This is a genomic window from Rhodoblastus acidophilus (assembly GCF_025961575.1).
GTDB classification, from domain to species: domain Bacteria; phylum Pseudomonadota; class Alphaproteobacteria; order Rhizobiales; family Beijerinckiaceae; genus Rhodoblastus; species Rhodoblastus acidophilus_C.
The window spans coordinates 61070-83761 of record NZ_JAOQNX010000014.1 but is presented as its reverse complement, the minus strand read 5'-3'; the positions used below and the strand labels follow the sequence as shown (position 1 = coordinate 83761).

Here is a 22692-nt window from a genome sequence, read left to right as displayed (position 1 = left end):
GGGCATGCCAATGGGAAAGATCGGTGGCACTCCAAGCAAGCCTCTGGGCGCCGCGCGACGCGGGGCGCGCGCGGAGGCGCAAGCCCATGCGCGCCGGTTCGCCGTGGATGCGCTGGAGCCGCGCCTGCTGCTTTCAGCCGATCTCAACGTCGCCGCCGGACATGCGCTGATCGCCGGGCTCGGCGACCTGCAGGCCGCCCTCGACCTGCCCGGGCAGGCGGCGGGCGGCGATCCCGCCTTGCCCTTCATCCACCGCGCCATTGAAGAGTTCGGCAAGCTCGGCGATCCCCTGGCGACGGTGATCGCGCAAGCCAACCAATATCTCAACGGCGCCGGCGCCAATGCGAGCTTCGCCGGTCTCGCCGCCTCGCTCAACGCGATTCCCGCGACCCCCGACGCCCATGGCGTCACCACCAAGGTCAATGCCGCCGTCGCCTCCGCCGCCAATGGCGATCCGGAGATCGCGCTGTCTGTGGTCCAGACCACCGCAGGGCTGGCGGGCCTGGTGTTCGATCTCAGCGGCGAAAGCAGCCTCGGCCTGTCGTTCGACGCCGGCGCGACCAAAGCGGCGACCTCTACGGCGACGACGACTCTGTCGCTGACGCTTGGCGTCGATGCGTCCAATGCGTTTTTTGTGGCGGCCGGGGGCGGCGGCGCCGAAACGGTCGCGGCCCAGGCGTCGCTCGCGGGCGGATTGACCGTCGGCCATGTCGACACGGCGATGGCGGCGGGCGCCAGCGGCCAGTCGTCGGCCACGATCGGGGCGAAGATCGCCAATCCCGACGGGACCGGGCGGGTCAGCGACGCGGCGCTTCAGGCCGCCGTCAACGCCCCGGCGAGCCAGACCCTCGTCGTCGCCGACCATACCGCCGGACCGACCGGCGCGGTGACCGCCAGCCTGACCTCGACCGCCTTTTCCGGAACCCAGGCCTTCAGCCTCAGCGACGCGCCCGGCGCCTCCGGCGCCCATGCGAAGCTGACGCTGGACGCGGCCTTGCGCGCGGCGGCGACGGGCGATCTCACCGGCGATGGCGCGGCGATCGCCGCGGGCCTGCAGGACCTGCAGACGGCGCTGGGGCAGGACGCCACCGCCGCCGCCCATACGGCGCTGCCCTTTGTCGGCAAGACTTTGGGCGACTTCGGCGGAGTCGGCGATCCGCTGACGCTCGTCGTCGCGGAGATCAAGAGCTATTTCGCCGCCGCCGCCGCGCCCACCATCGACGGGCTCGCCGCCGCGCTCAACGCCACGCCCGCGGGCGTGGACGCCCATGGCGCGGTCACCAAGGTCAATGCGGTCGCGCTGGAGGCCGCGGACGGCGCCCGCGAGATCGCGCTCACGGTGACGCGCACCCCGGCGCCGCTGACCGGCCTGTCGATCGACCTCGCCAACGAGAGCGGCGTGCTGCTGGCCTTCGACGCTGGCGCTGGCCATGCCGCGACCTCGGCGACGACGACGACGCTGGCGCTCACCTTCGGCGCAACCGCGGCCGGCGCCTTTTTCGTCAATGCGGCGGGCAAGGCGGCGGAAACGGTCGCGATCGCCTCCACTTTGTCCGGCGGCCTCACCGTCGGCCACACCGACACGACGCTGCAATCGGGCTCGGCCACCGTCAACGCCGGCCTGACCCTGACCCTTGGCGATCCCGACCATACCGGGCGCATCACCGACGCCGATCTCAAGGCGCAAACCGCGCAAAATCCGGTCGCCGCCGCCGCGCTGACCGGGCCGGTCGGCGTCGTCGACGCCAAGGTCGTGTCGAAATCCGGCGATTTCACCGGCGCCCAGGCGCTGCATCTCACCGACAGCGGCGCGCAGACCGGCCTGGCCGCCAGTCTCACCCTCGACGCCGGGCTCAAGGCGGCGGCGGCGGGGAATTCGTCGAGTTTCGTCACCAGCGCCGCCCTGTCCGAAGCCTTCTCCACCTTCCTGGACGCGTTGCAGAGCGATCTCGACGCGTCGGCCTATAATGCGCTGCCGCTGCTCGGCTCCGCGCTGGCGCAAGGCGCGCTGACCGGCGGCTTCTTGACCGGCGCCGCGCAAGCCCTGGCCAATTCGGCGACGGCGGTCGGCGCGTCGGCGGTGCAGACGCTGCTGTTCAACGACCTCAAGAGCGTGCTGTACAAGTCGGACGGCAAGACCGCGGCGACGCAGGCCTCCGACATCGTCATCGAATATTTCGACCATGGCGCCGTCGTGAGCGCCGCCGATGTCGCCTCCGGCCACGTCTTCGACAAGATCGACTACCTGCTGCCGCTCGGAGGGGAGATCAGCGCTGCGGTCGCCGCCAGCCTGGGACTTTCGGCGCTGTTTTCGCCTGACGCGCCGTTCGGCCTGACCGCCTCGGTGAATTGGAGCCTCACCCTGGCGCTGGGCGTGGACGCGTCCAACCGCGGCTATGTCACGCCCAAGTCGAATCTTGCGGTCAGCATCGGCGCCTCCATCGCCGACGGAACCAGCCTGACCGGCTCGTTCGGCGATCTCAAGGCGGCGCTGACGCAGGACAACAGCAAGGGAACGACCGGCGTTTCCGACACGTTCACCCTGGCGCTCGGCGTCGGAACCGCGTTGCAGGGTTCGGCGCTCTCGGTCAGCCCGACGGTGTCGGAATCTGGCTTCAAGGCCAGCGTCGACCTCCAGGCGTCCATGGGCTTCGTCCTCAACGGCGGCGCGGTCGACAACACCACGCTGGGCCTGAGCGCGGAAATCCTCGGCGCCTGGTCGCAGGACAATCCCGCGCCCGATTTCAAGATCGCCAACATCAGCCTCGGCCTGTCCGGCATCGCCTCCCAGCTGGCCCAGGATCTGCAGCCGCTCGACACGATCCTGGCCGCGATCCAGCCGGTCACCGATTTCGTCACCGCGCCGCTCCCGCTTCTATCCGATATTTTCGGCAAGTCGGCCAATCTGATCAACATCGCCGCCTTCATGGCGGGCGAGAGCTCGGGCTTCGGCGATTCCGACATTGTGGCGGTCCTCAACAAAGTCGGGGAGGTCGACAATTTCCTGAACGCCCTGCAGGGGCTCGCCGACGACAAGGCCGCCATCAATCTCGGCACGCTCGACCTGAGCGCCTATGCCGGCCAGATCGATTCGCCCGGCGGACTTTCGGGCGTTCTGGACACGACGTTCGCCGGGCTGTTCTCCGGCGGCTCGACGGGCCTGGATTCCGCCGTGCAGAGCCTCGAGAGCGTGGCGGCGCTCGCCGGCGTCTCGCTGCCGATCCTCGACAATCCCGCCAGGGTGGTCGCCGATCTGTTCCTGAAACAGGACAGCAATCTCGTCGTCGCGGATCTCGGCTCGGGCAGCATCACCGCGCCGCTCGTGAGCATGGAATTTCCCTTCCCGGCTTTCCCGGGGCTGATGATCGGCTTCCAGGTCAACTTCACCTTCGATTTCGGCCTGAAGTTCGGCTACGACACCAAGGGGCTGGAGGAATACGCCCAGACCGGCAACGCCGCCAGCATCAGCGACGGTTTTTACATCGACGACGCCGGCACCAAGCTCAAGCTCGAGCTCGGCCTCAACCTCACTGCGAATGCGGCCGGCGTCATCGGCATTTACGGCGGTCTCGACGGCGGCATCGCCTTCTCGCCGGCGGGGGTCGGCGGCAAGACGCGGCTCGACGCGTTCAACGCCGCCGGCGGCGACCTCGGCGCGCTGATCACCACCCAGGCCGAGGTCGATCTCCAGGTCGGCGTCGACATCAACCTGTTCCTGACCACGATCGACATTCCGATCATCAATGTCACTTTGTTCAAATTCCCCAACGACGGACCGCCTCCCGACATCGCCGACCAGGACGCCGCGACTGGCGTGGTTTATCTCAACGCGGGCCCGCGCGCTTATCTGCAGACCGACCCGAATCTGACCGGCGGCTTCGGCACGGTCACGCCGGCGACCTACGACAAGAACGACAAGTTCTCGGTCACGCAGGTGTCCCCCGGCGTCATCCAGGTCGCGGCCAACGGCGCGAGCAAGAGATTTTCCAACGTCACCGGCGTCTTCTTCGACGGCGGCAAGGGCGACGATCAGATTTTCGTCGGCAAGCTGCTCGACGCCGACGGCAAGACGCCGATCAATTCGACCATTCTGGGCGGCGCCGGCAACGACAAGATCACCGCCGAATACGGCCACAACCTGATCGAGGGCGGAACCGGCGACGACAAGATCACCGGCGGCGCGGCCACCAGCACGATCTACGGCGGCAATGGTCAGCTGTTCGACATCAACGGCAAGCCGGTGGCGAGCGGCTATGACGGCGCGTCCTTCGATTCGAGCGGCGATACGGGCGTGGACCCCAAGGGCAATCCGATCGTCAGCGACATCATCGCGATGGGCGTCGGCTCGAACACGGTCTATGGCAGCTCCGGCGCCGACGTGTTCAGCGCGGGCGGCGGCGCCAATATCATCGCCACCGGCGACGGCCAGGATTCCGTTTCGGTCGGCGACGGCGCCAATTCCATCACCGGCGGCGTCGGCAAGGACACGATCACCGGCGGGAACGGCGCCAACACCATCCGCGCCGGCGTCGGCGATTACAGCATCAGTGTGGGCAATGGGGCCAACAGCATCGTCGGCGGCCACGGCGCCAACACGATTCTGGCCGGCAACGGCGCGAACTCGATCTATGGCGGCGTCGGCAATGCGTCGATCACCGCGGGAACCGGCGCCAACACCATTTATGGCGGCATCGGCAATGACACGATCGTTGCGGGGCTTGGCGGGACCGGCGCCAATTCCATTACCGGCGGAACCGGCAATGATTCCATCGTGGCGGGCGACGGCGCCAACACCATTTTCGGCGGAACCGGCGACACCACGATCAGGGCCGGCGACGGCGACAACAGCATCATTGGCGGCGTCGCCACACATGGCGACGTCATCATTGTCGGCGTCGGCGCCAATTCGATAACGGGGGGAACCGGCGACGATTCGATCGTCGCCGGCGCGATCGGCTCAGGCGCCGGTTCGCTCATCGGCGGGACCGGCGCCAACAGTATCGTCGGCGGAACCGGAAACACCACGATTCGCGCCGGCAATGGGGCGAACACCATCTTCGGCGGCGTCGGCGACGACCTGATCGTGGTGGGCGACGGCGCCAACACCATCCTCGGCGGAACCGGGAACACCACCATCCTCGCGGGCGCCGGCCGCAATTCCATCGTCGGCGGCGCCGGCAACGATTCCATCGTCGCCGGCGACGGCGCCAACATCATCTGGGGCAATAATTCCGTCTATGGAGGAACCGGAAACGACACGATCGTGGTCGGCTCCGGCCAGAACACCATTTACGGCGGAACGGGCAACGCCAGCATCGTCGCCGGCAACGGCGCCAACATCATCTTCGGCGGCATCGGCTCCGCCACCATCTCGACCGGGACCGGCGACAACACCATCACCGGCGGAACCGGCGACAATCTCATCATGGTCGCCGGCGGCCAGAATGTGATCGACGCCGGCGACGGCAAGAACACCATTTTCGGCGGCGCCGGCTCAGACATCATCCGCGCCGGCAAGGGCGCCAACAAGGTCACGGCGGGCTCGGGCAAGGAATATATCGCGCTCGGCGACGGCTCCAACACCGTCTATGGCGGCGCCGGTCCGGACAATGTCAGCGTCGGCGACGGCGACAATTACATCTATGGCGGCGCGGGCGCCGACACGATCGTCGCGGGCGCCGGCAAGAACGTCATCTTCGGCGGCCAGAGCGACAATTTCATCGCCGATGGCGCGGGCCACGCCCTGATCCAGGGCGGCGGCGGCGACAATCTCATCTACGGCGGCGGCCTCGCCAGCACGATCATCGGCGGCGCCGGCAACGACACGATTTTTGGCGGCGGCGGCGGCAATCTGATCGTCGGCGGGACCGGCAAGGTCACCGTCTACGGCGGCGCCGGCGGCGACAGCGTCTATGGCGCGCTCGGCGACAGCGAATTGCATTCGGGCGGCGGCGCGACGAAAATCTTCGGCGACCACGCCGGCCTCACCTTCGCGCTCAGCGCGCTCGGCGCGCTCACCAAGGGCGTGGCCGCGCCCAACACCGGACCGACCAACCAGCGCGTCACCCTTTACGGCGGCGCGGGCCCGGATTCGCTCACCGGCGGCGCCGGCGCCAACACGATTTACGGCGGAACGGGGACGCGCGCCATCCAGGGCGGCGGCGTCGCCAGCTATATCCAGGCCGGCCCGGGCGCCGGCGTCATCGTCCATGCGGGCGATTCCGGCGACGTGATCATCGGCTCCGACGGCGGCGGCGATTCGATCTACGGCGGCGCCGGCGCCGATCGGATCGAATTGCGCGGCGGCGGCAATTATGCCGAAGGCGGCGGCGGACCGAACGTGATCGTCGGCTCGACCGGCAAGGACAGCCTGGTCGGCTCCTCGGGCCAGGACACGCTGATCGGCGGCGCGGCCAGCAACATCCTCACCGATTCCTCCGCCCACAAGACCGACACGCTGGTCGCCAATTCCGGCGAGACCGGCGACAGCCTGTCGTCGCCGAGCCTCGTCGCCGCGACGCCGAAAGTGGCGCTGCCGCGCGACAGCGTCGCGGACGGCTGGTGGAGCCCGATCCTTGGAACGGCGGGCGTGCAGCTTGGCGCCGACGCCTCCACGCCGGTCATCGCGGCGGACGCCAACGGTCCCTGGCTCGCCTGGACCCAGACCAACGCCGGCGGGCGCGGGCTTTACGTCGCCCAGGACATCAACGGCGTCTGGACCGCCTTCGGCGGCAGCGATACGGGGCTCGGCCTCGGCCTGGCCGGAACCGCCGCCAGCCATCCCGCCATCGCCATCGTCAATGGCGCGCCGGTGGTGGCGTGGACGGCGACGTCGGCCTCGGGACGCGCGATCATGGCGGCGACCTGGAGCGCCAGCGCCAATGGCGGCGCCGGCGGCTGGATCGCCCTCGGCGGCTCGCTCGCTTCCGGAGGGATCAGCGGGTTCGGCGCCTATGACGACGCGCGCGTCGTGGCCACGGCCAATGGTCCCGTCGTGGTGTGGCGCGATTCATCGGGGCAGGCGTCGCTCGACGCGCTGCGGTTCGACGGCGCCAACTGGGTCAATTTGGGCGCCAGCCGCGCGCTCGCGGGAAGCTCGGGCGTCGGCGAGGATTTTTCCGTCGCCGCCTCCGGGGCGAATGTCGCGGTCGGCTTCTCGCTCGCTGCGGCCAACGGCTTCGCCCTCCATGTTCTGCAATATGGCGCCGGCGCCTGGACGGCGCTCCCGCCCCCCAACGCCGCGACCGCGGCCGGACCGGACGCCTCCTTCAGCCAGGCGCCGAGCCTCGCCTATGCGAATGGCGGGCTGTTCATCGCCTGGGCGCAGAAGGATGTGACGACGAGCTATGATTCCGCGCTTTACGCAGAAGTCTGGTCGGGCGGCGCCTGGAGCCCCGCCGGCGCCGGGGCGGCGAGCAAGCTCGGCCTCACCAATCTCGGCGAGACCGTCGCCACGCCGACGCTCGCCTCCAATGGCGCGGCGCTGACGCTGCTGTGGACCTCGACGCAGCAGACCGCCGGCGGCCAGATCGACGCTTTGCGCGCCGCGAACTGGAACGGCAAGGCTTTTGTCGCGGCCCAGCCCTCCGACGTCGCGGGAACGGGCGTGGGCCAGCTCGCGGGCGTTCCGACCTCGCTGTCCGCGTCGCTCGACGCGGGCGGGCGCGCCTTCCTCGCCTATCAGAACCAGGGCGGCGCCGGCGTTGTCGCCCGGGCCGGGGCGACCGGCGCGGCGCATATGTTCGTCGCCAAGGGCGCGACCACCATCGCCTCGCTGCTGGCGAGCGGTAATGTCCATTCCGGCGATCTCATCCTGGTGGCGGGCGCGACGTCCGACACCGCTTTGACCCTCGGCGCCTCGGCGGCCGGCGTCACCATCGCCGGGGTCGACGGCGCGGTCTTCGCCCAGGACATCACCATCCAGGGCGCGACCGGCGTCACCTTGCGCAATCTGATCGTCACCGGCGCCGTGACGATCCATTCCACCGCTCATGTCACGCTGGCCGAGAACAGGCTCGCCGGCGTGACGCTCGACGGCGCCGCCAATCTGGCGATGCGCGGCAATGCGCTGCAATCCTTGACCGTGGCCACGGCCTCGGGCGGCGAGATCTTCGCCAACACCTTCGCCGGCGGCGCGACCGCGCTGACCCTGAGCGCCGCCTTCAGCGGCCTGATCCACGACAACGACCTCTCCGCCAGCGGGACGGTGGTGGTTTATCATGCCGCCGCCGCGCTGGCGAGCAACCGGATCCACGGCGGCGCGGTCGGCGTCGCCACCACCATCGCCGATGGCGCGACCCTGTTCGGCGCCGTCGCGGGCTCCAAGCCCAACACCATCACCGGCAACGTGGTCGGCGTGCAGTTGACCGCCGCGCAGGTGATCAACCAGATCATCATCGCCAACGCGACCGGCCTGTCCGGCTCCGGCGTGATCGGCGGGACCAGCGCCGCCCTCTACAACATCATCAGCTATAATGCGACCGGCGTCGGCGGCTTCACCGGCCTCGTCCAGTTCAACCGCATCGACGACAATGGCGTCGGCGTCGCCGCGACCGATGGCCTGAACATCTACAGCAACCAGCTGGTCGGCAACACGCAGGACGCCATTCTCGTGTCGGGCGCGGCGCGCGTGCAGATCGCCGGCAACACCATCCACTCCTATATCGGCGACGGCGTCCACCTGCAGAACGCGGCCAAGGATGTGGCGCTCGTCTCCAACATCATCTGGACGGACAGCGGCACGGGCGTTTACGTCGCCAACGACAGCCAGACCGGATTCTGGTCCGACCACAACAATCTCTACGCCACGGGCGCGGGGACCATCGTCTACTGGACGAAATATTTCACCGACATTCTCGACTGGCGCGACGATGTGGCGATCTACGACCTGCATTCGATCGGCGCCACCAAGGTCAATCCGTCCTACGCCGAGCCGCATTTCGGCGTGGATCAATATGGTTTCCTGGTCACCCGGCCGCCGGTCACCGGGCTGCAGGCGACCGACCCGACCATCGACGGCGGCGATCCCGCGGGACGTTTCTACGGCTTTACCGGCGCCGCCAATCTGCTCGTGAATAGCGGCTTCGCCAACGGGCTGACCGGTTGGATCGCCACGGCGGGCGGCTCGACCGTGACGGCGCCGCTGACCCCCTGGAATGGCGCGGCGGAATATCAATCCGGCGCGAGCGCCAATACGGTGTTGCAGCAGACGGTGAGCCTGCTGCAGAACGGCGTCACCGCCAGCGAGATCGACGCCGGCTCGGTCCAGGTCGCCTTCGGCGGACAGGTCGGCGCCGCCAGCGCCGCGGTGGCGGCGCAGATTTCCGTCCTCTTCCTCGACGCCGGCGGCAATGCGATCGGCAATGCCGTGGTCATCCCCGCGACCGGCGCCAGCGCCGCCGCCTGGACGCGCGTGTTCGACACAATTGTCGCGCCCTCGGGGGCGCGCTCCGTCGAATATCTGTTCAGCGTCGCCAAGACCGATTCCAGCGCCGGCGGCTGGCTCGACAATCCGTTCCTCACCGTGCTGCCGCAAGGGTTGGGCCAGGACCAGGGCCTGCGCACCGCGCCGGACGTTCTGCCGGATCTCGCCACCCTCGGCCGCATCCAGCTGCAATCGCCCCAATATTATCTGAACTGGGTGGCGAACGCGCCCATGTTCATCACCTGGAACGCCTATGGCGCGGCGACCGGGCAGCCTGTGCGCCTCGAGCTCTGGCGGGACGGTCCCAACGGTCCGGCCTATCTGTCGACCATCGCCGCCTCCACGCCCGACACCGGCTCTTACGCGTGGTCGCCGAGCCTCGCGGGCGTCCAGCCGGGAACCAGCGGCCTGCGCATCCGCATTGCCAGCGTCGCCCATCCCGGCGTGTTCGACCTGTCGCAGGAAACTTTCGCGGTCCCGAAGGTCGGGTCGCAATTTTATGTGGCCACCAGCGCCGATGGCGGCTCCAACCGCAACACCGGCGTGTCCGCGGATTCGGCGCTGCCCAATCCCTCGAACCTGTTCCGCGCCTATGCGATCGGCGCCGGCGCGACGGTCAACATCGCCGCGGGCGACTACCCGCTGATCGCGCCGCTCACTCTGTCCGGCGCGACCGATCTGGGCTACGGGCTCGACAGCGGCTTCACAATCCAGGGCGCGACCAAGGGCGTGGTCAACCTGCATCAGGCCAATCCGCTGATCACGCCGCAGGCGCTGATCCACATTTCCAACGCCTCCTATGTGACGTTGAACAATCTGACGCTGACCGGCGGCGTCGAGGGCCTGCTGGTCGACAACGGCTCCAACACGTTCAACGCCTCCTATCTGACCGCGACCGGCCAGTCCTACGCCGGCTTCGTCGTCACCACCAATTCGCCCGCCGGGACGCTCGACCATTTCACCGCGACCAATACGGGACAGTACGGACTGCTGTTCAACGGGGTGATCGGCGCGATCAGCAATATGGTCCAATCGGGCGCGCAATACGGGCTTTACGCCTATCCGAACACCGGTTCGGAAAGCATCGCCCGCATCACCCATTCCAGCTTCAGCAACGACAGCTATTACGGCGCCTATCTCTATCTCTACGGCGACTCCGTCATCACGGGATCGACCTTCTCCGGCAACGGAACCGGCGTTTATCTCAACGGCTCCGGCATCGTGTTCGGCGACGCCAATCTCGGAGATGGCAATGTCGTGACCGGAAGCGCGAACCAGGCTCTGTCCAGCTCCGGCGCCAGGATTGTCGGCAATGTGTTCTCCAACACCAGCGGCGCGGCCTCCGTCGCGGAAGTCTATTCCGGCTCGTTCGCGGACAATCTGGTCTATGGCAACAGCCGCGGCGTCAAGATTTACGGGACGCAGGCCGCGCCCGTCAGCGGCAACCGCATCTTCAACAATGCCGGGCCGGGGCTGAGCGTCAGCGCGACCGGCGCCACGGTCAGCGGCAACACGCTTTATTCCAACGCCTATGGCGTGATCGTGTCCGCCTCGGGCGTGACGCTCGCCAACAATCTCGTCTATGCCAACAGCTATGCCGGCATCCTGCTCTACAGCGCCGCCAACGCCACGCTGACCAACAACACGGTCTATGAGCCGACCGCGGGAAAGGTCAGCGACACCTATTCGAACTATGACACGGGCGCCATCGTGCTCGACGCCGACTCGACCGGGGCGACGCTGCGCAACAACATCGTCGTCGCCCTGGCGGGCGCCGGCCTGTTCGTCTCCAACACCTCGCAATCCGGCTTCAACTCGGATTACAACCTGTTCCAGACCAGCGGCTCCGGCAAGGTGGGCTCCTGGCTCGGCGGCGGCGGCGCCACGCTGGCGATCTGGTCGGCGGTCACCGCCCAGGACAAGCATTCGCTCGCCGGCGATCCCCTGTTCGTCAATCCGACCGGCGGCGCCGCGTCGGCCGGCTATCTCTCGCCGACCCAGAACGGGGTGGCGGACGATTTCCATCTGCAGAGCCGGCAGGGCAGCGACCACGGCGGCTCGCTCGCCGTCGTTCCCGGCGCCAATGGCTTGCCGGTCCTGCCGACCGGCGCCTATGTCGCAGATTCCGCCTCCTCGCCGGGCGTCGCCGCCGGCGATCCCGCGACCCCCATCGGGGCCCAGCCGCAGCCCAATGGCGGCGTGGTCGAAATCGGCGCCTATGGCGCAACGACGGAAAGCTCGCTGACGCCGGCCGCCTTCATCAAGGTGAACGCGCCCTCCGCCGGCGCCCTGCTGACCCAGGGCAATACGGTCACGATTTCCTGGACCGCCTTCAATATCGCCGGCGATGTGTCGATTTCGGTGAGCTCGGGCGGCGTGACCAAGGTGCTCGCCGCCGATGTCGCGGACAGCGGAACCTATTCCTGGACGATCGACGGCAAGGTTTTCGCGCCGGGCTCGACCTATGTGGTCCGGGTCGCCTCGCTGACGACGCCGAGCCTGTTCGGCGAATCCTCGGCCTTCGCCATCGCCGCGCCGGTGCATGTTTACTATGTCAACGCCTCCGCGACCGGCGGGCAATATACCACGGCGGCGGGCAGCGACACGGCTTACGGGGCGAGCGGCGGCCTGACCGCGGCGACGCCCTTCGCCAGCCTGGGCGCTCTGCTGTCGGCCTATACGCTCAAAGCCGGCGACATCGTCTATGTCGACGCCGGGACCTATGCGCTCAGCAACAATTTGGTGTTCGGCTCGGCGATCGCCGGGACGGCGACGGCGCCCGTCACCATCCAGGGGCCGACGCAGAGCGGCCTGAGCGCGACCTTCGACCGGCAAGCGACCACCGCGGGCTTTTACGCCTTCGATTTCAAGGGCGCGACCCATGTCGTCCTGTCCAATCTGACGATCAAGAACGGCTATGCCGGCGTCGAACTCGAGGACAATGCGGGCAGCACCGGCATTACGGTGCAGAACACGACGCTCGACGGCAATGTCAACAATGTCTACGCCGGCGCGGGCGACAATAATTTCACGCTGATCAATTCGACGCTCACCAACAGCGGCGCGGAAGGCGTTTACATCTCCTCCGCCAGCAATGCGACGATCGCCAACACCACGATCAGCACGTCCGCGAGAACCAGCGCCGTCCATCTCAAATATGCCGACAATGCGACCATCGCCAACGACACGCTCACCGCGCTCGCCTATGGCGCGAGTGGGCTGCAAGCGGAGTGGTCAAACAATGTCCTCGTCAACGGCGTCATCATAACGGGCGGCGGCAGCGCCAACTATGGCGCGAGCTTCTCTGGCGGCAACGGCCTGATCGAAAACAGCACGATCGACGCGAGCGGCGCGACGCACGGCCTCGAGATCTCCGGCTACAATGGCCTGATGGTGGCGCAGAACAACGTCATCCACAACCAGGTCGCCGGCAATTCCTATGGCGGCGGCCTGATTGTCGACGACGGCGCCCTGGCGCAGAACAACACCATCTATTCCAGCGACATCGGCATCCGCATCGGCGGCGCCACCGGCGTCGCGCAGAACAACATCGTCTACGGCAATGTCACGGGCCTGCTCCTATCTTCGGGCAAGGCGCTGGGCAACGCCATTTACAACAACACCACGGTCGGCGCGATCCTCGACGGCTCGGACACGACCTTCAACAACAACACGCTCTACGGCAATGCCGACGCGATCCAGGTCGGGCAGTACTCGTCGAGCGCGCGGCATACGATCGACAACAACACGATTCTGCAGAGCGGCGGCTGGGCGCTCAATCTCGCCACCACCGGCGCCGCCGCCACACGTTTCGAGGACAATATCCTGTCGCTGTCGAATGGCGCGGTCGGAATTCTTGCGCCCATCGCCAACCAGGTCGGCTTCGTCAGCGACTACAATCTCTACCAGCTCGACGCCTCCGCGAAGATTTCGACCTGGAGCGGCCAGAGTTTCGCCGACCTGACTCTGTTCAAGATCGACGTCGGTCAGGACGCCAACAGTTTTGTCGCCGATCCTCTGTTCGTCGATCCCGCCAACCGCAATTACACGCTGCAAAGCGGATCGCCCGCGCTCAACCGCGGCGATCCCGCGTTGATCTACGCCCTGGAGCCGCAAGGCGACGGGTCGCGCATCGATATCGGCGCGCAGGGCGGAACGGCGCTCGCCAATCCCGGACCCGCGCAGATCGTGCAGCTGCTCGGACAGACCGGCGGCCAGCGCTATCAGGTGGGGCAGGGCGTCACGGTCGCCTACACCTCGGCCGGACTTTCCGCCGTCACCCCGGTATTGCAGATGGTCGCCGGAAACGAGGGCCAGCTCAAGGGCGCCGATCCCTCCAATGTCTGGCAGGCGGCGCAATATGCGACCACGACGCCCAACTACACTTCGAACAGCACGACGGTCAGCGCCAATGGTCTCAATGTCCCACAGGCGATGCTGCAGAACTTCGCCTATTGGTCGAGCGCGTCGAACGGCGCCTATGCGATTCCGCTGGCCGCCGGAACCTATCAGGTCACGCTGATCTTCTCCGAACCCTGGGCGAGCGGTGCGGGACAGCGCACGTTCGACATCGTCGCCAATGGCGTGACGGTGGCCTCGGGCTACGACATTTTCAAAGCGGCCGGGGCCGCAAACACGGCGGTCGCCTTCACCTTCACCACGACCGTCGGCGCGAGCGGGCTGAACCTGCAATTGAAGGGCGTGGTCAGCTATCCCCTGCTCAACGGCGTCCAGATCGCGCTCGCCAATCCCGCGGCGACCTGGACCGGGATCGCCTACGCCTCCTATGACAATGGCGTGAACTGGAGCCAGGTGGCGAGCGGCCTGACCTTCGACGCCTATGGCGCGGGATCCTTCACCTTCAACCCGACCCAGGCGACCACGCAGGGGCTGCTGAAGATCGTCGCCAGCCATGGCGCGCAGAGCGTCAGCGACGTGTCGATCAGCCCGTTCACCTCCCTCGCGGCGGTCAATCAATATTACGTCAGCACGAGCGGCAGCGACCTCAACACCGGCGCATCGGCCGACGCGCCCATGGCCAGCCTCGCGGCCCTGCTCAACGTCTATCATCTCAAGGCCGGCGATATCGTCCATGTCGCGGCGGGAACCTATGTTCTGCCGGCCGCGATCGCGCTGGCGGCGGACGATTCCGGCGCCGCGGGCGATCCCGTCGTCATCGAGGGGCAGGGCGCCTCGACGATCTTCAAGGTCAATTCGACCGCGGCGGGCACGGCGGCCTTCACCTTCGCCGGCGCGCACGACGTCACGCTGAAGAATTTCGCCGTGTTCGGCGGCGCCACCGGGCTCAATGTCGCCGGCGGCGCCGGCGCGGCGGGCGTGACCCTCTCGGGCCTGGACATTTCCGGCTTTTCCAGCCAGGGCGTGTTCGTCGGCGCCGGCGCGGCCGGGTTCACGCTGACGGGATCGACCGTCCACGGCCCGGTCAACGCCGACGCCACCGGCCTTTACATCGACGTCTCGAGCAATGCCGCGATTTCCGGCAACACGTTCAGCGGGCTCTACCGGGGCGTCGCCATTGTCGGCGACGCCTCGCTCAGCCTGAGCGGCAACACGTTCACCGACAACCGGATGGCCATCGACGGAAACGTCGATTCTGGCGCTGCGTCCAAGATCGTCGTCGACAGCAATGTCGTGACCACCAATGTCGCCTATTCCGGCGGCATTCTGTTGAATTACACCTACAGCAAGGCCGGCGCCGTCTTGCAGGTCGTCAACAACCAGATTTCCGGCGCGACCTATGCCGACGCGATCTCCGTTGCGGGCGCCTTCACCGTGTCCGGCAATGTTCTCACCAACAACGCCCAGGGCATTTCGCTGAACAACGGCGCCGTCGCCACCGGCAATCGGGTGACGGGATCGACGACCTATGGCATTTACGTCACCAATTCGAGCGGCGCCGTCACCGGCAACACGCTGATCGGCAATGCGGTGGGGGTGAAGAGCGCGGTCTATGGCGCGCTGGTCGCCAACAATCTGTTCCTGAACAATACGACGGCGGTTGAGAACGATTACACGCTGACCCTGCGCAACAACACCTTCGTGCAGGCCTCCGGCGTCGCCGTGCTGAACGCATCGACCAACGCCGTCACGATCGAGAACAACATATTCGCGCTGTCCGGCGGCGCCGTCTATTCGGCGGCCGCGGCGAACCAGGCGCAATTCCGCTCGGACTACAATCTGTTCCATCTCTCCGGCGCCGCGGTGATGGCCAATTGGGCGGGGCTGACCATTTCCGACTTCAACGCCTGGATGTTCGGAACCGGTCTCGACTGCAACGGCGTCGCCGCCGATCCGCAATTCACCGACGCCGCGTCGGGCGATTACACGCTGCGCGCGGGCTCGCCCGCGATCGACGCCGGCAACCCCTTGTCGGCTTACAATCTCGAGCCCGGCAATAATGGCGGTCGCGTCAATATCGGCATGGACGGCGACACGGCCCGCGCCACCCAGAGCCCCGCCGTCGTCATCCAGATAAACAGCCCCACGCTCGACGCCAAATTGCAGCAGGGCGTCGCCACCACCATTGCGTTCGCCACCCATGGCGTCAGCGGCCTGGAGTTGGCGGCGCAATGGAACGAGGGCGGCCCGGCGTTGACCGGCGCTACGCTGGAGAGCAATTTCGCCTCCGACACGGCGGTCTATGGAACGCTCTCGACCGCTGCGGCGATCGACCTGTCGGCCTCCACCAGCGGCGCGCCGGCCGCGCTGTATCAAAGCGCGCTCTACGGCGCCTATGGCGTGGGCTCGTCGATTGTCCGCACCCTGGCGCTGGCCGACGGCCAATATCAGGTGACGCTGAATTTCGCCGAAATCGCCGGCGCGACCGCCGGCCAGCGCGCCTTCGACATCAAGATCAACGGCGTGAAGGTCGCGAGCTCTTTCGACATCGTCAAGGCGGCGGGCGGCAAGGCCAATGCGGCGGTCGATCTGAGCTTCGCGGCCACGGCGAGCGGCGGAACCGGCGTCACCATCGAACTCGACAGCCTCACCGCCAGTTATCCGGCGCTCCTGTCCGGAATCGAGGTGGGCAGGGTCACCGCGTCGACCGCGAGCAAGACGGCGCGGGTCGAGGTTTCGCCCGACGGACAGGCCTGGTACACGGTCGCGGCCGCCGCGCCCATCGACCAATATGGCTTCGGCGCCGTGGCCTGGACGCCCAATTTCCAGACCAATGGCAATGCCGCGCAGGTGCGGGTGACCGTCAATGGCGTCGCCGCCCTGTCGCGCCATTTCCTCGTCGCCAACGCCGGCAATTTCTATTACGTCGCTCCGGCGTCGAGCACGTCCTGGCAATATGCGACCGCCGCCGGAAACAATCTCAACTCCGGCAAGACGCCGGACGCGCCCATGGCCGATCTCAGCGCCTTGCTGCGCGCCTATACGCTCAAGGCCGGCGACATCGTCTATATCGACGCCGGCGTCTACACCGAATACAGCAATGCGCTGCTCACCGCCGCGGATTCCGGGACGGGGGCGGGCATCGGCCAGACCATCACCTTCCAGGGGCCGACGACGGGAACCGCGACGCTCGACCGCGCCAATCTCACCGCCGATGCGGTTGAGATCGCCGGCGCCAGCTATGTCGTCTTCGACCATCTCACCTTCGCTCACGGCAATGCCGGCGTGGCGCTCGACGACAACAGCGGCGCCGTCGGCGTGGTCATCCGCAATTCCGTCTTCCGCGGCAACCAGACCTACGGCGTCTATGTCGGGGGCGGCGGCGACAAGTTCACGCTCGCGAATTCACGAATCTTCGATGCGGGCGGCATCTACAGCAGCTATGGCGTCTATGTGTCGGGATCGGCTTGGACCGGCCAGACCGCGAGCCTCCTCGACAATGAAATCTACGGCCAGGCTTATGGCATAGCGGTCTATGGCCCCGGCGGCGCGATCTCCGGCAACAGCGTCCATGACAACACCTATGGCGGCATCGACGCCACCGACACGGGTTCGCCGACCAATCCGCTGCTGACCGTCTCCGGCAACAATGTCTTCAACAATGGCGCGACGACCACCAGCGCCTATGGCGTCAACGCCTATGGCGCGAATGTGCGGGTGACCGGCAACGCCATCTACAACCAGACGGGCGGCAGCGACGTCGGCCTCAAGCTCAGCGGCGGCGCGGTCGCCACTGGCAACATCATCTACGGCAATTACGACGGCGTGGCGCTGAGCGACGCCATTTCGCCGCTGACCGGCAATCGCATTTTCGCCAACAGCGACGCGGGCGTCACGACGAACGCCAACGGCGGCCTAGTCCTGAACAACCGCATCTATTCGAACGGCGTCGGGGTGGTCTCGGCCGGCGCGCTCAACCTGCAGAACAATCTGATCTATGACGACGCCAATGGCGCGGTCAGCCTCACCAACGGCTATTCCTCGGTAAAGACGCAGATCATCGGCAACACTTTGTGGCAGTCGGTCGGGACCGTCGTCGACATTTCGGGGGGCTCGGCTCCGGTCGTCTTCGCCGACAACATCGTTTGGGGCGATCTCGGCGCGCTGCTCGATGTGGCGTCGAAATTCACGGGCGCGATGAGCGCGCAATACAATCTCTATTATCGCGGCGCCAATGGCGCGGCGACGGCCGCCAATATTGCGGGGACCGCCTATGCGACCCTGGCGGCTTGGAAGACGGGGCAGCCGGGCCAGAACGTCGGGTCGGTCGAGGGCGATCCCAAATTCATCGCCATCGCGGGCGCCGACGGCGTGCGCGGCGGCCTCGACACCGCGCTCGGCGGCGGCGCCGACGACGATTTCACCCCCGGCGCCCATTCGCCCGCCATCGACGCCGCCAACGCCTATCTGCAGAGCAACACGGACATGCTGGGCCAGCCGCGTCACGACGACCCCGCCGTGGCCAATACCGGGACCGGCCAGCCGCTCTATCAGGCGACCGCCGCCGCGCCCGCGACCCTGCCGACCGGAACCTATCTGAGCGGAACCCAGAGCTACGCCGGTTACTCCGTCGCCTATAACCTGTCCGCCCCCTTCACCTTCTACGGCGTCAGCTATTCCACCGTCTATCTCAGCCCGACCGGCGCGATCTTCTTCAGCGCGGCGGCCGCGGGCCAGATCGGCGGCGTCGCGCCGAGCCAGGCGAATTTCGCCGCCACGGCGATGATCGCGCCGTTCTGGAGCACGGCCGACACCCGCAATGGCGGAATTTACGTCGACACGTCGGCCGCCGGTTTCGTGACCTTCCGCTGGGTGGCGACCCAGGCCGGCGCAAACTCCGCCTCGGCCACGATCAATTTCGCCGTCAAGCTCGGCTTGAACGACGGGAGCATCGCCCTCGAATATGGGACGATCCCGAGCGGCGTCACCGGGCTCATCGGCGTGTCCGCGGGAACCGGCGTGATCTATACGCTGGCGTCGACCAGCGGCCAGGCCGATCTGTCGAACAGCGGCGCGATCGTGCTGACCCCGAACCAGAGCCTCGGATTCGTCTCCAACGACATTGGCGCGATCGAATTCCAGGGCTCGTCCGCCAACAAGACGCCACCGGTGATCACCGGCGCGACCAACCTGCCGGCGAATGGCGCGAAGACCGATGCGGCCTTCTCGTCGATCACCCTGAATTTCTCCGAAACCCTCGACCCGATCAGCGCCGCGAGCGCCGCCAATTACCAGCTCGTCGCCGCCGGTCCCGACGGCAAGTTCGGCACGGCCGACGACATCGCCATTCCGCTCGTCGTCGTCTACGCCTCGTCCTCGCAGAGCGTGACTCTCGCCTTCGCCAAGGGGCCGCTCGGCGATGGGCTTTACCAGCTCACCGTCAGCAAGAACGGCGGCCTGCTCGATTCCTCCGGCAATGCGCTGGACGGCGACAGCAACGGAACGGCGGGCGGCGCTTTTGTCCGCGCCTTCACCATCGACCGCGGCGCGATCAAGGCGCCGGTCGTCGCCGACCAGACCCTGACAACCCCGAACAACGCCCCGCTCGTCGTCAATATCGGCGCGACCGATCCACAGGGGCTTGCTCTCGTCTACGCCATCGCGCAGGCGCCCTCGCATGGCCAGATCGTCAATTTCGACTCCGCCAACGGCAGTTTCACCTATCTGCCCGCGCTCGGCTATGTCGGCGCCGACATCATCAAGGTTTCGGTCGTCGACGCGAAGCTCGCGCAATCCGTCGCCACCATCACCGTCAACGACACGAAGGTGATGCAGCCGCCGATCGCCGCGCCGACCAGCGCCCAGGCCATCGCCGGGCAGACCACAATGATCGCCGTCACCGGCTCCGACGTGCAGACCCCGGTGAACCAGCTGGTCCTCTCGATCGTGACCCAGCCGGCCCACGGCGTCGCCGCCATCACCGGCCAGAACACCCTTTCCTACAAGGCGAACGCGGGCTATTCCGGGCCGGATTCCTTCACCTTCGCCTGGACGGACACCGGCAGCCCGCCCGGTTCGCTCAATCCCGGCGTCACCAGCGCGCCGGCGACCGTCAGCCTGAGCGTGATCACCGTGAACCAGGCGCCGACGACCGCCGACACGACGATCGCGACGCCCCACGACACGCCCTATGTGTTCAAGCTCTCGGACTTCCCCTATTCGGACGCGCAAAACGGCGCGCCGACCGCGCTCAAGGCGGTGATCGTCGAAAGCCTGCCCGCGCTCGGGGCTTTGACCGACAAGGGCGCGGCGGTGCAGATCGGGCAGGCGGTGGCCGCCGCCGACATCGCCGCCGGGAAACTGGTCTTCACGCCCGCCGCCGGCGGCTTTGGCCTGGCCTATGCGAGCTTCAGCTTCGCCGTGCAGAACAGCGGCGGAACCGCCAATGGCGGACAGGACATTTCCAGCGCCAAGACCGCCACGATCACTGTGGCGATCACGCCGACCGTGACGGTCGGGATCGGCGCGACCCTGCTCACGCTCGCGCAGCCCACAACCACCGTCACCTTCGCCTTCAGCCAGGCGCCGAGCGATTTCACGCTCGCCGATGTGACCGCCGCCGGTGGAACCCTGAGCCATCTCGCGGGCTCCGGCCTCACCTATACCGCGACCTTCACCGCCGCCTCCGGCGTCGCCATCCACAACGCCTCGGTAAGCGTGACCGCCGGCGTCTGGCATGCCGAGGGTTTCGCCGGCGCGGGCGCCGACTCCGCCGCCTTCGCGGTCGATACGGTCGCGCCATCGGTCGTCTCGGTCAGCGCCGGCGGCGCCGCGCTGCTCGGCGCGGGGGCGAAGATCACCATCGTCGTCACCCTGAGCAAGCCGGTCACGGTTTCGGGCGGAAGTCCGACGCTCAGCCTCGGCAATGGCGGCGCCGCAACCTATGACGCCCAGGCCTCCGCCAAGCTCGGCGGCGCGGCGCTGGCCTTCGACTATACGGTCGGGGCGGGTCAGGACACGCCGGCGCTGGCGGTGTCGGGCCTGGTTCTCAACGGCGCCGCCATCATCGACGCCGACGGCAATCCGGCAATAGTCTCGGGCGTCGCGCTCGCGCCGACGGTCGGCGTCATCACCACCGATCCGGCCGAGATCACCGTCGCGCAGGCGCTGCAGGCGGAAAGCGGCGCGTTGACCCTCAATGTCCCCGGCGCGAAGCTGGTGGTCGCCGACAAGGCCGCCGCGCTCGCCGGCCTGAGCGTCGCCGAAATCTCCGGTCTCGCCGCGCTGGGCGTGACCCGGTTGCACGCGCTCGACGCCGCGCCCGCCTTCACCGCCCAGCAGCGCGCCGCGATCGGCGGCGCCGGCCTGTCGCTGGTTCTGCCGTTCAACGCCACAAGCGCCCAGACCCAGACTTTTTACGCGAACGGCGCGGTGAAGACCGCAATCGTCGCCGCCGGCGGGACCATGCAGGGGCAGACCTACGCCTCCTCGGAATCCGATTATCTGCCGACCGGCTTCCGCACCCAGCAGATCTGGTATGACGCCAACGGCCATGCGGTGGTGGTGCGGACCAACCAGCAGAACGGGTCCAATCCCAACATCGGCTACACGCTCACGGTCAATGGCGCGGTGGTCCAGTCGAGGACGGTGAACGCAAACGGCAGCTATGTCGATCGCACCTATGCGCCCGGGCAGGTCTGGAACGTCAGCTACAGCTATTACGACATCGCCTATAATGCGAGCCGCGCGCGCACCAGCGAGACCTGGTGGCGGGTGAGCGCCCCCGGCGCCGCGCCGGTGGTCGCGGCGGTGGAAACCTTCTCCGCCAACGGCGGCTATGTCATCACCGTCGGCGGCGCGCTGCACCAGAAGAAGGTGGTCGCCCCCGACCTGAGCTACAGCATTCAGACCTTCGCCGCTGGCGTCTACAACGCCCAGGTCTACGCCTCCGTTCTGGTCAAATATGCCGCGAACGGCGCGGTCCTGAGCACGACCTATTACACCAAGGCCGGCCAGCCCCTGGCGGCGGCCTCGATCATGTCCTTCGCCGCGCCGGCGACAGTGACGCTTTCGACCGCCGACGCCGCGCCGACCGTCGCCGCCGCGAGTCTCGTCGCCGCGCCTGCTCAGGCTCCACAGCCGAGCGTTCCAGCGGCGCCGGTTTCTGCGGCGCCCGAGATCGCCGCGACGTCCGTTCCCGTCGCGCGCGTTACGCTGGCGAAGGCGGCGCCCGCCGCGCCGCCGCAAAGCGAAACGGCCAGTCCGCGCGGGACCTCGTACGCGACCGTCGAACGGACGCGCCTCGGCCCGGTTGGCGCAAACGCGCGCGTCGTCCTCGCCGATAGCGTCCGCGCTCCGGCGGCGAGCGTCGCGCCGGCGCCGACGGGCGCCAGCCGCGCCGCCGAGGGCGGCCTGAGCTTCGTCTCTGTTCCGGTCAGCTCTTCATCGGGCGTCGCCTTCCACGCCATCCCCCGCGCGAACGCATCGCCGGGCGGCGGCGGAGGCGGCGACGACGCGCCCGAGTCGAGCGCTGGCGCGCCGCCGCCGCGCGACGACGGCGCGGGCCAGCCGGCGGCGACGCCCGAGCGCGCCGCTTTGCGGGAGCCTCGACTGGGCTTGATGCTGGGCGCGCCGCCGGCTTCGCCGCGCGCGGACCTGGACCGGATGTTCGGCGAAGCCGCGCGTTCGCGGGCGCTGGAGGCGGCGCTGATCGGCTTCGCGCCGTTGGCGCGCGGCTTGGCCACGCGGCGCGCCGGCAAGCCGGACCTCGTTCTCTACGACATGATCGAGGACCGGTTCCAAGACCCAGAAGACCCCGGAGACGATGACGGCGTCGATCTGCCGCTGTCCGCGCATTCGGACCAGGGCGTCGTCGACTGGATCGCGGTGGAGTGAGAGGATTTTACCGT

1 protein-coding gene is annotated in these 22692 nt (G+C 67.7%); it reads left to right on the top strand.

The features are described 5' to 3' along the window. The first annotated feature begins 10 nt into the window (after positions 1–10). Positions 11–22678 (top strand): right-handed parallel beta-helix repeat-containing protein, encoded by a 22668-nt coding sequence (locus M2320_RS11620; RefSeq protein ID WP_264597412.1) that lies wholly within the window; start codon positions 11–13, stop codon positions 22676–22678. Positions 22679–22692 lie beyond the last annotated feature (14 nt).